At 39.0% G+C, this 13015-nt stretch carries 12 protein-coding genes; 11 read left to right on the top strand and 1 reads right to left on the bottom strand.

Going from position 1 to position 13015, the window contains the following annotated elements; translation table 11 throughout:
- Positions 1 to 61: 61 nt before the first annotated feature.
- Positions 62 to 709, bottom strand: coding sequence for a spore protease YyaC (gene yyaC / locus ASU02_RS24295; protein ID WP_057768007.1), 648 nt, complete (start codon positions 707 to 709; stop codon positions 62 to 64).
- A 329-nt stretch (positions 710 to 1038) separates the two neighbouring features.
- On the opposite strand from yyaC, the gene ASU02_RS24290 reads away from it, so the two are divergent.
- The 11 genes from ASU02_RS24290 to ASU02_RS24240 all read left to right on the top strand — a co-directional run bounded on the left by ASU02_RS24290 (position 1039) and on the right by ASU02_RS24240 (position 12928).
- Entirely contained in the window at positions 1039 to 1236 is a 198-nt protein-coding gene (locus ASU02_RS24290; RefSeq protein WP_057768006.1) for a DUF951 domain-containing protein, read from the top strand.
- Positions 1237 to 1365: 129 nt separating this feature from the next.
- The gene (gene ychF / locus ASU02_RS24285) at positions 1366 to 2466 is read left to right on the top strand and encodes a redox-regulated ATPase YchF (protein ID WP_057768005.1); all 1101 of its coding nucleotides are present in this window, start codon (positions 1366 to 1368) and stop codon (positions 2464 to 2466) included.
- Positions 2467 to 2670: 204 nt separating this feature from the next.
- Positions 2671 to 2958, top strand: coding sequence for a 30S ribosomal protein S6 (rpsF, locus tag ASU02_RS24280; protein WP_057768004.1), 288 nt, complete (start codon positions 2671 to 2673; stop codon positions 2956 to 2958).
- A 57-nt stretch (positions 2959 to 3015) separates the two neighbouring features.
- Positions 3016 to 3519: a single-stranded DNA-binding protein gene (ssb, locus tag ASU02_RS24275; RefSeq protein WP_057768003.1), complete on the top strand. Its 504-nt coding sequence runs from the start codon at positions 3016 to 3018 to the stop codon at positions 3517 to 3519.
- A 51-nt stretch (positions 3520 to 3570) separates the two neighbouring features.
- Positions 3571 to 3807 carry a 30S ribosomal protein S18 gene (gene rpsR, locus ASU02_RS24270; protein ID WP_053478822.1) on the top strand — a complete coding sequence of 79 codons (237 nt, stop codon included), beginning with the start codon at positions 3571 to 3573 and terminating at the stop codon, positions 3805 to 3807.
- 258 nt (positions 3808 to 4065) lie between these two features.
- A complete protein-coding gene (locus ASU02_RS24265; protein ID WP_057768002.1) occupies positions 4066 to 6057 on the top strand; it encodes a methyl-accepting chemotaxis protein in 1992 nt (663 codons plus the stop codon).
- A gap of 180 nt (positions 6058 to 6237) precedes the next feature.
- A complete protein-coding gene (locus ASU02_RS24260) occupies positions 6238 to 7182 on the top strand; it encodes a YybS family protein (RefSeq protein ID WP_057768001.1) in 945 nt (314 codons plus the stop codon).
- A gap of 68 nt (positions 7183 to 7250) precedes the next feature.
- A complete protein-coding gene (locus ASU02_RS24255; RefSeq protein WP_057768000.1) occupies positions 7251 to 9224 on the top strand; it encodes a DHH family phosphoesterase in 1974 nt (657 codons plus the stop codon).
- Positions 9221 to 9670: a 50S ribosomal protein L9 gene (gene rplI, locus ASU02_RS24250; protein WP_053478323.1), complete on the top strand. Its 450-nt coding sequence runs from the start codon at positions 9221 to 9223 to the stop codon at positions 9668 to 9670. Before ASU02_RS24255 ends, rplI begins: the two co-directional genes overlap by 4 nt.
- Before the next feature lie 333 nt (positions 9671 to 10003).
- Positions 10004 to 11368 carry a replicative DNA helicase gene (gene dnaB / locus ASU02_RS24245; protein ID WP_057767999.1) on the top strand — a complete coding sequence of 455 codons (1365 nt, stop codon included), beginning with the start codon at positions 10004 to 10006 and terminating at the stop codon, positions 11366 to 11368.
- Between the two features lie 267 nt (positions 11369 to 11635).
- Positions 11636 to 12928, top strand: a complete 1293-nt coding sequence (locus tag ASU02_RS24240; RefSeq protein WP_053478325.1) for an adenylosuccinate synthase — start codon at positions 11636 to 11638, stop codon at positions 12926 to 12928.
- Positions 12929 to 13015 lie beyond the last annotated feature (87 nt).

Raw genomic sequence — 13015 nt, 5'->3', positions numbered from 1 at the left:
ACCGTGTTTCCTTTATCGAAAGGATGAGTCCCTCTAGTTTGTACGGAGATGTACAAGGGGCTTATACTTTTCCAATCCTGCCTTGAATGTCCTGTTCTCTGTCTGATTCCCATTTAAATGCAGATATAATAGGATTGGACTCATACGTGAGGCTTGCTTTATAAAGTCCGTTTGCAATCGTTTTAGCCATATTTAATACAAGATGAAGTCTTGTATTTTGCAAAACGAAAAACTCCATAAATCCACTTACATTGACAATCCCTGTTATATGAATATCTCCTACTTCTGGGAGCTCTTTATTTACACCCGCTCCAGGTTTTACAGGTCCTTCTCCAGCTTGAATGACTCCAACACTTTTTAAACGCCCTAAACAAGCATCAATTCCAATAATGAATGGGTTGAAATGAATCTTTTTAATCTCGTCTAATTTTTCGGCGAGATTGACTGCATGGACAGGATTTTCCAGAGTGCCGTATACAAAAAAGGAGGATAGATTTTTTTCCTCAAGCAAAGTGCCGACAAGTGGTCCCAATGAATCACCGGTTGAGCGATCTGTCCCGATGCAAACAATGACAACTGGGCGGCTAGTTATTCTAGCTGGCAATAGCTGTTTAATTGCCTTAGCTAGATCCCCCGCCGCATTTGTCTCATCATATGGAATTCTCGCTGCACCGTCCTTTTTATCAAACAGATTATTTCGTAAATTCACTGGTTCCACCCCTTTATATTAAATCAGCTAACTAAGAGTTCTAACGGTTATCCAGCTAAAGCTACCCTCGAGGTCACTAGCCAATCCTCACTAAAAAGGTAAAGAACACTTTCTGTGAGGATTGTCTGGTGCTTCCGCTTTTAAATTTAGTAGTAACAGTATACGGAAGAATTTAGTAATGTATACGTATCGATTGAATGAAAAGTGGAATCCAGGTGAAAAGACCTGTGATTTTTATGAATTAACAATTAATAGAATGTAGTCTTTGATAATTTTGTCCATTTAAGCTTAAATAAAGTAAAAGAAAACTACGTGTGGGAGGGGTAGCAGTGGAACAAAAGGAATTCAATTTAAATGATGTAGTTGAAATGAAAAAGGCACATCCATGCGGAACGAATCGCTGGAAAGTTATTCGGATGGGGGCAGATATTCGCATCAAGTGTGAGGGGTGTGCACATAGTGTGTTAATTCCCCGCAGGGAATTTGCTCGTAAAATGAAAAAAATCCTTGTGAAAGGCGAGGAATAACGTCCATTATGCATGGTTTTGGTGAGTGCTTGTCTTTTCCCCCTTATATCTCTATAATTGTGAAGGGTATTACCTGAAATGAAACTATATAATTTTTAATAGATATTTTTTAATAGAGGAGTGGCAATAATGGCTTTAACAGCTGGGATTGTAGGATTGCCGAATGTTGGGAAGTCTACATTATTTAATGCAATTACCCAGGCGGGGGCAGAATCTGCAAACTATCCGTTCTGTACAATTGATCCGAATGTTGGAATCGTGGAAGTGCCGGATTACCGCTTAAACAAATTAACAGAGCTTGTTCAACCTAAGAAGACAGTTCCTACAGCATTTGAATTCACGGATATCGCTGGAATTGTAAAAGGGGCAAGTAAAGGTGAAGGATTAGGAAATAAATTTTTGTCTCATATTCGAGAAGTGGATGCTATATGTCAAGTTGTCCGCTGCTTTGCAGATGATAATATTACACATGTATCTGGGAAAGTAAATCCGATTGATGATATAGAAATTATTAATTTGGAGTTAATCTTAGCTGACTTAGAAACAGTAGATAAGCGCATCGCTCGGGTAGGGAAAATGGCGAAGCAAAAAGATAAAGAATCTATGTTTGAAATGGAGATTCTTGAAAAACTAAAAGAAGCGTTCGAAGCAGATAAGCCTGCACGTACGGTTGAATTTACAGAAGAGCAAATGAAGGTGGCAAAAGGGCTTCACTTGCTAACGATTAAGCCTGTTCTTTATGTAGCAAACGTTGGTGAAGACGATGTAGCTGATCCATCCTCCAACGAATATGTACAGCAAGTGAAAGAATTTGCTGAAAAAGACAATGCAGAGGTCATTGTTATTTGCGCAAAGATTGAGTCAGAAATTGCTGAGCTTGAAGGAGAAGAAAAAGAAATGTTTCTTCAAGAGCTTGGAATTGAAGAATCCGGTCTTGATCAGTTAATTCGAGCAGCCTATAGCCTGCTTGGCTTAGCTACTTACTTTACCGCTGGTGTACAGGAGGTTCGTGCCTGGACGTTCCGTCAAGGAATGAAGGCCCCTCAATGTGCAGGTGTAATCCATTCAGATTTTGAGAAGGGATTTATTCGTGCGGAGACTGTTTCATATGACGACTTATTAACTGCTGGCAGTATGACGGCAGCTAAAGAAGCTGGAAAAGTACGTCTAGAAGGAAAAGAATATATCGTTAAAGATGGCGATGTCATGCATTTCCGTTTCAATGTCTAATAACGAATAAGCTTTAAAACACTGCAGATTTTAACTGCAGTGTTTTTTGTTTCTTAGATCTTAGTCTTTCCTTATTAGTTCTTAAGAATAGAGGACTTGCATTGCAAATGTTGAATTTATATGCTATACTTTCATCTTGTGAGTAATGAATAATTGCTCCTTGCCCGGATGTCGGGCCGTTTAGACCAAAAGGAGGTGAAAGTGATGAGAAAGTACGAAATCATGTACATCATCCGCCCAAACATTGAAGATGAGGCTAAAAAAGCTCTTATCGAGCGTTTTAACACAATCTTAACTGATAACGGTGCGGAATTGACTGATTCTAAAGAGTGGGGTAAGCGTCGTTTAGCTTATGAAATCAATGATTTCCGCGATGGCTACTACCAATTAATGCATGTGAATGCTGAAGCGAAAGCAGTAGACGAATTCACACGTTTAGCTAAGATCAACGAAGACATTATCCGTCATATCGTTGTTAAAGACGAAAAATAATAGATTGCTTTACCAAGATGTTCCATGTGGGACAATGGTTGGAAGGAGTTGATTCTAATGATGAACCGTGTTGTTCTTGTCGGACGTTTGACAAAGGATCCAGAATTGCGGTATACCCCAAATGGAGTGCCGGTTGCAACTTTTACTCTTGCAGTAAATCGTACGTTTACGAATCAGCAAGGTGAACGAGAAGCGGACTTTATTAACTGTGTGATTTGGAGAAAGCCAGCAGAGAACGTAGCAAACTTTTTGAAAAAGGGAAGTCTTGCAGGTGTAGATGGGCGAATTCAAACGCGTAGTTATGAAGGCCAAGACGGAAAGCGCGTATATGTGACTGAAGTTCAGGCTGAAAGTGTTCAATTCTTAGAACCGCGCAATAGTAATAAAGGCGAAGGCGCTGGCTATGGCTCTCCTAGGGAACAGGATTTCCCATTTGGGAACAACAATCAGAATCAACAACCGCAGTACAACCGAGATAATCAGGGATATACACGTGTAGACAAAGATCCATTTGCCAATGACGGCCAAATTGATATTTCAGATGATGATCTACCGTTCTAACAGACCGATTATTTTATAACACAATAAAAAAGGAGGGAAATAACCATGGCTATGGGAGGACGTAGAGGAGGACGTGCAAAACGTCGTAAAGTTTGCTTTTTCACTGCAAACGGAATCACTCACATCGATTATAAAGATGTGGATCTTCTAAAAAAATTCATTTCAGAACGCGGTAAAATTTTACCACGTCGTGTAACTGGTACGAACGCTAAATACCAACGTAAGTTAACAACTGCTATTAAGCGTGCACGTACTATGGCATTACTGCCATATGTTTCAGGTGAATAATTTTTAAAAAGACATCGAGTGAATCGATGTCTTTTTTTTGTGTCTAAAATTCACAAGATTGGTAATTATTTTATTATGAATTTTACTACAAAAGTATTAAATATATGTTGTATTATGTCGAAATAATGACTGATTAGTTATATTGGATGGAATAAGGGGAGAAGAAAATAGGGGAAAAGCAATAGAGCGATAGGGAAATTATCTAACTGAAATTGTATAAACGATAGCTTAAATTAAAGTAAAAAAGGGGGAGAAATCTTGTTGAAATCTATAAAAGGCAAGCTTATTTTACTGATTTCTGTATTATTTATTGCTGTTCTTACAGCAGTTGGTTTTTTTGTCTATCAGCAAACAGATCATGAAGTTGAAAAAGATGTAGTTGGCCAAACAAAGAGTATTGTTGCGGAAATGAATAATTCACTTCGTCTGTTTCTTGAAAAACATTCAACAAATATGCAGTTTTTATCGGAATCAGGACGTGTAATTGATTATGTTAAGACACATGGCGATGAAAAGGTAAATGTTGAACTAGAAAAGGACTTTACCAATTTCCTCGATAAGAACAATGATGTTACTTCTATTTATGTAGCAAGTGCGAACAAAGACTTAAGCATCGCTCCAAAGGCAGACTTAGGGGCGGATTTCGATCCAACTTCCCGCGATTGGTATAAAAAGGCTGCAGCAAACCCTGATCAGGTAGTTTGGAGTGAACCATATGAAGATGCAGCTACAAAGGAATATGTTGTGACAGCATCATATGCAGTGCAAGAAGGATCTAAAGTAGTTGGTGTCATTGGTCTGGATATAAAGCTTACAGATGTAACAGATATGATTAGTTCAGTCCGTATAGGATACAATGGGTACCCATTTGTCTTTTCTCAACAGGGAACAGCAATCGTTCACCCAACAGAAAGAACCAACAATTTGATGGATCTTTCATTTATTAAAGAAATGTATGAACATCCAAAAGGTGATGGCGTCATCAGTTATGTGTATGAAGGTGCAGATAAAAAGTTAGTTTTTGATACTGTTCCTGGAACAGAGTGGAAGGTGGGCGCAGCCTATACTGATAAGGATTTGATGGTGACTGCTTTAAAGATTAGAAATAGTATTGTTCTTATTTCCGTTATTGGCATTATTATTGCTATAGCCATTACGTATTTTGTTGCTGTTGGTTTGACAAAACCTCTTGGATTACTTAAGAAGGCATTTAATCAAGTATCGAACGGTAATTTGATGGTGAAAGTAAATGAAACATCCAAGGATGAAATTGGCGAATTAAGCGGCCATTTTAACACCATGGTGGAAAATATGAAATCCATTCTGACCGCAGTGAATTTATCTGTCAATAATGTAAAAGAATCAGCGGAAAGTTTAAGTGCTGTTTCTGAAGAAACAAATGCTTCTAGTGAGGAAATGGCGGCCGCTATTAACGAAATTGCTAAAGGCGCTACGCAATCTGCAGCAGAAGCAGAAACAGCAAATCAATTATCTAATCAATTAAGCACTCAAATTAATGATATTAGTGGAAAAGCTACTGAGATGACTTCTCTAGCAGAAAAAGCTGATGACATCAATCAATCAGGGATCAGACAGATTGGTCATTTAAAAGGATCATTTACGACATCAAGAGAATACCTTGGCTCCATGGAAGAAGTAATCACTGACCTGGAGAATAAGATTGTAAAGATTGAAAAGGTAATGACCACTATTACAGAAATAAGCTCACAAACCAATTTATTAGCCTTAAATGCTAGTATTGAAGCTGCTCGTGCAGGTGAGCATGGGAAGGGCTTTGCAGTTGTAGCTGAAGAGGTAAGGAAACTTGCAGAGCAATCAGTTGTAGCCACAGATGAAGTGAAGCTAACCATTACTGATATTCAAAATGGCGCCCTCCAAGCTGTTGAATCGATGAATAAGACGAAGGAAACCTTTAATCAGCAATCAGAGGTGGTAAGTGAAACGGAGCAAAACTTCCAAAACATTTCAGGACTTGTTGAAGGCATGAGAAACTCAATCCTTTATATTAGCAATGAGATGATTCACCTCTCTGAAAGTAAAGAAGAAGTAGTAAGTGGCATTCATAGCATGGCTGCCATGGCTGAACAGGCAGCTGCATCCTGTGAGGAAGTTAGTGCCTCTACAGATGAACAGCTTCACGCGCTTCAGTCAGTTGCTGCATCAGCGGAACAATTAACGGAATTAAGTAATGAATTAAAAGAAGTAGTAGAAAAGTTTAAAATTAATTAAAAGGGAAAGGGATATCATAATTTTTGATATCCCTTTTCTATTAGAAAATAATTCCTTCAAAACTTGGCCGTTAAACCATTCTGTGATTACATTTGTTCTCCTGCGGAGTATCGTATAGTTGAATCTGACTATATTACTAGCTAAAATAGACTTTATGAGTGCCCATTAGGGGGTGGAAAATTGAAAAATGCACATAAGTTAACAGAAGGAGCACTTTGTTTAGCTGTTTTTGCTGTTTTGATTTTAATGACTATCTATATCCCGGTATTAGGGATTGTTACGAACTTATTTTTAGCGGTCCCGTTTATTTTATTTGCGGCAAAGAATACACGGATGAATTCCTTTGTTTTTCTCGTTGCTGCGATCATTCTATCTATCTTAGTAGGAACCATTCTTGCATTGCCCCTTACGCTTTCTTATGGAGCAGCGGGTCTTGTGATTGGATACTTTATCCAATTGGAAAAGAGTAGAATGTCTACTTTTGTTACTGCCACACTCGTCTTTTTAATTGCATTACTCGTACAATATGCTGCATCAGTTGTCTTTTTTAAGATGAATTTAATTGAAGAATTTATTCAGATGATGAAGGAATCGCTTGATCAATCAGTGGCTATTGTCGAAGCTTTAGGGCAGAATGTCGATGGGGCTGTCTTAGAACGTTTTGATGCATTTATTAAAATGATTGAAACATTAACACCAAGTTTATTCGTTATGACCTCGATAGCTGCTGTTCTATTGATCGAGTTAGTTTCTTTTCCAATTGTTAAAAGGCTTGGAGTGAACATGCAGCAGAGAATGCCTTTAAAAGAGCTTACTTTCCCAAAAAGCATCCTTTGGTACTATTTGGTCATCATGCTCGCTTCGTTTATATTAAAACCTGAAGAAGGAGATTATTGGTATTTAGCCTTGGTTAATCTTTCATTTATCCTTCAGCTTTGTATGGTCGTTCAAGGGATAGCATTTTTATTTTATATTTGTGATATGAAAGGCATACACAAAGCAGTTCCTATTATTGCAACAGTCTTCACATTCTTTCCCCCAATTCTCCTTCCTATTGTTAGGATATTAGGTATAATTGACTTAGGGTTTGAATTAAGGAAAAGGTTTGAAAGCAAAAATAGATAAATGAGTATTCAAAAAGAAACTCGTCTTTTTGATAGTCATCTAACACTACTGTTAGGGAGCTGAAAAGAATGCCATCTTATTTAGAAAAGCGGTCCATTCGCTATCCCATTTTTGGGTTGATGGGCATAACAGTGGTGCTTCTCGGAATATTAGCGTATTATAACTGGCTTTTGAGTATATTGGGATTTATTCTCTTCTTTCCTCCTTTTTATTATATTTTTAAAGTGAATGCAATGCAGAAGAAGGAAACAGAAGAATACATAACCACTCTGTCATACCGGGTAAAAAAAGTCGGTGAAGAGGCTCTGCTGGAAATGCCGATTGGGATCATGCTGATTAATGATGAATATTTCATTGAATGGACCAATCCTTTTTTAGCATCATGCTTTGATGAGGATACGTTAGTAGGAAGATCGCTTTATGATGTCGGAGATTTACTCATACCTTTAATTAAACAGGAAGTGGAAACGGAAATTATTACCCTTCATGATCGGAAGTTTCGTGTCATTCTAAAACTTGAAGAACGGCTATTATACTTTTTCGATGTGACAGAACAAACGGAAATTGAAAAAATGTATCAGGAAGAAAGAACGGTGCTATCTATTATCTTCCTGGATAATTACGATGATTTGACACAAGGGATGGATGATCAAACCAGAAGCAGCATGAACAATGTTGTGACTTCCATTTTGAATAAATGGGCAGTCGATAATGGGGTATTCTTAAAGAGAGTATCATCAGAAAGATTCATTGCTGTTTATAATGAACAAATACTCCAACAGCTTGAAAAAGGGAAATTTACTATTCTTGATGAGGTTAGGGAAACAACCTCGAAGCATAATATTCCTTTAACTTTAAGTATTGGTGTGGGAACAGGCGTATCTTCGCTTCCTGAACTTGGCGTTCTTGCCCAATCTAGTCTTGATCTAGCACTTGGAAGAGGCGGAGATCAAGTAGCCATTAAGCAGACGAATGGAAAAGTGAAATTTTTCGGAGGGAAAACAAATCCAGTCGAAAAAAGAACAAGGGTACGTGCCCGAGTCATTGCCCATGCATTGAAGGAATTAATTACTGAAAGTGATAAAGTTATTATCATGGGGCATAAGAATCCTGATATGGATGCCATTGGGGCAGCGATTGGTATTCACAAGATTGCTGAAATGAATAAGCGTGACGGGTATATTGTTGTGAATTTCCAGGAAATTGATACAGGCATCCAGCGTTTAATGGGAGAAATCCAAAAGAAGGAAGAGTTATTTGCGAAGTTTATCAGTCCTGCACAAGCCCTGGAAATAGCGACAGAGGATACGTTATTAGTAGTCGTTGACACACATAAACCGTCCATGGTAATCGAGGAAAAGCTCATTAATAGACTTGAGCATGTGGTTGTTATCGACCATCATCGCCGTGCCGAGGAGTTTATAAAAAACCCTTTGCTTGTTTATATGGAGCCATACGCTTCTTCAACTGCTGAGCTTGTAACAGAGCTGCTTGAATACCAGCCAAAGAATGGGAAAGTTGAAATGCTTGAAGCTACTGCGTTGTTAGCAGGGATTATTGTGGATACGAAGAGTTTTTCATTAAGGACAGGTTCACGGACCTTCGATGCAGCTTCTTATTTGCGCTCGCTTGGAGCAGATACTGTTCTAGTGCAGAAGTTTTTAAAAGAAGATGTAGAAACGTATATTAAGCGTTCGAAAATCATTGAGAATGTATACTTTTATCGAGAGGGAATTGCCATTGCAAAGGGGCAGCCGGATGAGGAGTATAGCCAAGTGCTGATCGCGCAGACAGCAGATACATTGTTAACGATGGATGGGGTTATCGCCTCATTTGTCATTTCAAAAAGGTCAGAATATACAGTGGGTGTAAGTGCGCGTTCACTAGGCGATGTAAATGTCCAAGTCATAATGGAAAATCTTGAAGGTGGAGGGCATTTGACTAATGCAGCTACCCAGCTTTCAGATGTTTCGTTAGATGAAGTAGAAGAACGTTTGCAAAATGTAATTGATGAATATATGGAAGGGAGAAAAAAGGCATGAAAGTAATATTTCTGAAAGACGTAAAAGGTAAAGGGAAAAAAGGAGAGGTAAAGAATGTTGCTGACGGGTATGCGCAAAACTTTCTAATTAAGCAGGGTTTAGCAGTAGAGGCAAATCAGGCAAATGTCAGCACATTAAATGCCCAAAAGAAAAAAGAGGAAAAACTTGCAGCAGAAGAGCTTGCAGATGCAAAGAAACTTAAGGAAGTAATGGATAAAATTACTTTAGAGTTCTCGACAAAAGCAGGTGAAGGCGGCCGTTTATTCGGCTCAATTACAAGCAAACAGATTGCGGAAGAACTTCAAAAGGCTCATAATTTAAAAGTTGATAAGCGAAAAATTGAGCTGCCTGATGCGATACGCACACTAGGCTATACAAAAGTGTCTGTCAAGCTTCATGCTGAAGTGACAGCTACTCTAAATGTTCATGTAAAAGAAGCAAACTAAATTTGGAAGTACCATTTCCGTATAAACATGATAAAATAGAAGAGTTGAAAAAATGTGATCGGTTTTTGCTGATCACATTTTTTCTAGGTGTTAGCTTGTATGACGGTATTTTATCAAAATGATAATTTTATAGATTAAGTTAATAGATTTTAACTTTTAGTGCCCTGGTCGAGGCGCTTTCGCATTTAGTTATATCCAGCTGCAGCGCCTAGCCCCTTGAGGTCATAAGCCAATCCGTCAAAAAGGTTAAAGATCAACCTTCCTGCTGGTTCGTCTTATGCTTGTCGGGGCTGGTCAAGGCGCTTTCGCATTTAGTTTAAGGAGGTTTTATAGATGAGTGATTTATATGCAGATCGTCTTCCGCCTCAAAACATGGAAGCGGAGCAGGCGGTTCTTGGTGCGATCTTCCTTGAACCATCTTCCCTCACATTAGCTTCTGAAATTCTAATTCCAGAGGATTTTTACCGTGCGGCTCATCAAAAGATCTTTAATGCCATGCTGAAGCTAAACGATCAAGGAAATGCGGTAGATCTAGTTACGGTGACAGAAGAATTGAGTGCAGCTCAGCTTCTCGAAGATACTGGCGGTGTCAGTTATTTAAGTGAGCTCGCCGGCTCGGTCCCAACTGCGGCAAACATCGAATATTATGCAAAAATTGTTGAAGAGAAATCTTTGCTCCGCCGCCTTATTCGAACAGCAACTAGCATTGCGCAGGACGGATATGCACGTGAGGATGAGGTTGAGGTCTTACTTGGAGAAGCCGAAAAAAATATTCTTGAGGTAGCTCAGAGAAAAAACGCAGGAGCTTTTCATAATATCAAGGATGTTCTCGTACGTACCTACGATAATATTGAAGTGATGCATAACCGAAAAGGGGACATCACTGGAATTCCAACAGGTTTTGCTGAGCTTGATAAAATGACAGCGGGCTTTCAGCGCAACGATTTAATCATTGTTGGTGCCCGTCCTTCAGTTGGTAAGACGGCCTTTGCTTTAAATATAGCCCAGAATGTTGCAACAAAGACAGAAGAGAATGTTGCGATATTCAGTCTCGAGATGGGTGCTGAACAGCTTGTGATGCGTATGCTTTGTGCAGAAGGAAATATTGATGCGCAAAGGCTTCGTACCGGTTCACTTACAGACGATGATTGGGGCAAACTGACGATGGCGATGGGAAGCTTGTCAAATGCGGGTATCTTCATTGATGATACACCAGGCGTCAGGATTACAGAGATTCGTTCAAAATGTCGCCGTTTAAAGCAAGAGCATGGTCTTGGGATGATCCTGATTGACTATTTGCAGTTGATTCTCGGCAGTGGGCGTTCAGGTGAAAACCGGCAGCAGGAGGTTTCAGAGATTTCTCGTTCTTTAAAAGCGTTAGCACGTGAACTGCAGATTCCTGTTATCGCTCTATCCCAGCTTTCCCGTGGAGTCGAGCAGCGTCAAGATAAGCGTCCGATGATGTCAGATATCCGTGAATCAGGAAGTATTGAGCAGGATGCGGATATTGTTGCATTCTTATATCGTGATGACTATTATGATAAGGAATCAGAGGATAAGAATATCATTGAAATTATTATTGCTAAACAGCGTAATGGTCCAGTCGGTACGGTACAATTAGCCTTTGTTAAAGAGTATAATAAATTCGTAAACTTAGAGAGGCGGTATGATGACTCATCGATGCCGCCAGGAGCCTAGAGAAAGAGGACTAGTGTACATGCTAGTCCTCTTTTTTTTTATTTGAAGCATGGGAGCAATGTGTAACGTGGAAAAAGGAAAATATCACACTATTTAGACGAACATATTTTCATATTTTCATATAAAATGTTCGTGTTTTGTTGACTTTTATCAGTAATAGTTGATAAAATAGGAATGTTTGAAAGGGATAAAAGGAATATTTGCTTTTCATTTTAATGAATATGTATACTAACATTTTTAATAATGAATATCTCGGAGGTGCTTTTTATGTCATCAGTAGTTGTCGTTGGAACACAGTGGGGAGATGAAGGGAAAGGGAAAATTACCGATTTCCTTTCTGAAAATGCTGAAGTGATTGCTCGCTACCAAGGTGGAAACAATGCAGGACATACAATTAAGTTTAATGGAGAAACTTACAAGCTTCACTTAATTCCATCAGGGATTTTTTATAAGGATAAGGCATGTGTGATCGGAAACGGAATGGTTGTAGATCCGAAAGCGCTTATAAAAGAATTAGCTTATCTGCATGAAAAGGGAGTAACAACTGATAACCTCCGAATCAGCAACCGTGCTCATGTCATTCTGCCATATCATTTAAAATTAGATGAGGTGGAAGAAGAGAGCAAGGGTGCAAACAAAATAGGTACAACGAAAAAGGGAATTGGCCCTGCATATATGGATAAAGCAGCACGAATCGGGATTCGAATTGCTGATTTATTAGATCGTGAAGTATTTGAAGAAAAGCTTGCACGTAATCTTGAAGAAAAGAATCGTCTGTTTGATCGAATTTATGAAACAGAAGGATTTAAAATCGAAGATATTTTAGATGAGTATTATGAATATGGACAGCAAATTAAGCACTATGTTTGCGATACGTCTGTAGTTCTTAATGATGCACTTGATGAAGGACGCAGAGTTCTATTTGAAGGGGCACAGGGAGTCATGCTTGATATTGACCAAGGAACCTATCCATTTGTTACATCTTCAAATCCTGTTGCCGGCGGCGTGACAATTGGTTCTGGTGTGGGTCCTTCAAAAATTAAGCATGTAGTAGGTGTTTCTAAGGCTTATACAACTCGTGTGGGTGATGGCCCATTCCCTACTGAGCTTGATAATGAAATTGGCCACCAAATTCGTGAGGTTGGCCGTGAGTATGGAACAACAACTGGCAGACCTCGCCGTGTTGGCTGGTTTGATAGCGTTGTTGTACGTCATGCTCGCCGAGTAAGCGGACTGACAGATCTTTCATTGAATTCCATTGATGTATTAACAGGAATTGAAACACTGAAAATTTGTGTAGCTTACCGTTACAAAGGTGAAGTTATTGAAGAATTCCCAGCAAGCTTGAAGGTACTTGCTGAATGTGAGCCAGTATATGAGGAGCTACAAGGCTGGACAGAGGATATTACAGGCTGCAAGACTTTAGATGAGCTTCCTGCCAATGCCCGTCATTACCTTGAGCGTGTATCTCAATTAACAGGAATTCCGCTTTCAATCTTCTCAGTTGGTCCAGACCGTACACAAACAAATGTTGTTAGAAGCCCTTGGCGCCAAAACTAATAGCAGAAGGGAGGCTGGGACATAACTAGCTTCAAATAGTGAGAAAGGTGAATTTGAGAGACCTCAAATTCACCTTTCTCTATTTTT

It is taken from the genome of Cytobacillus praedii (assembly GCF_001439605.1).
GTDB lineage: Bacteria > Bacillota > Bacilli > Bacillales > Cytobacillaceae > Cytobacillus > Cytobacillus praedii.
This window is presented reverse-complemented; position numbering and strand designations above follow the sequence as displayed.

Excerpts from the sequence above, each read along its gene's own strand:
- ychF (WP_057768005.1), top strand. The coding sequence starts at position 1,366 with ATGGCTTTAACAGCTGGGATTGTAGGATTGCCGAATGTTGGGAAGTCT.
- rpsR (WP_053478822.1), top strand. The coding sequence starts at position 3,571 with ATGGGAGGACGTAGAGGAGGACGTGCAAAACGTCGTAAAGTTTGCTTT.
- rpsF (WP_057768004.1), top strand. The coding sequence starts at position 2,671 with ATGAGAAAGTACGAAATCATGTACATCATCCGCCCAAACATTGAAGAT.
- ssb (WP_057768003.1), top strand. The coding sequence starts at position 3,016 with ATGATGAACCGTGTTGTTCTTGTCGGACGTTTGACAAAGGATCCAGAA.
- dnaB (WP_057767999.1), top strand. The coding sequence starts at position 10,004 with ATGAGTGATTTATATGCAGATCGTCTTCCGCCTCAAAACATGGAAGCG.
- rplI (WP_053478323.1), top strand. The coding sequence starts at position 9,221 with ATGAAAGTAATATTTCTGAAAGACGTAAAAGGTAAAGGGAAAAAAGGA.
- ASU02_RS24255 (WP_057768000.1), top strand. The coding sequence starts at position 7,251 with ATGCCATCTTATTTAGAAAAGCGGTCCATTCGCTATCCCATTTTTGGG.
- ASU02_RS24240 (WP_053478325.1), top strand. The coding sequence starts at position 11,636 with ATGTCATCAGTAGTTGTCGTTGGAACACAGTGGGGAGATGAAGGGAAA.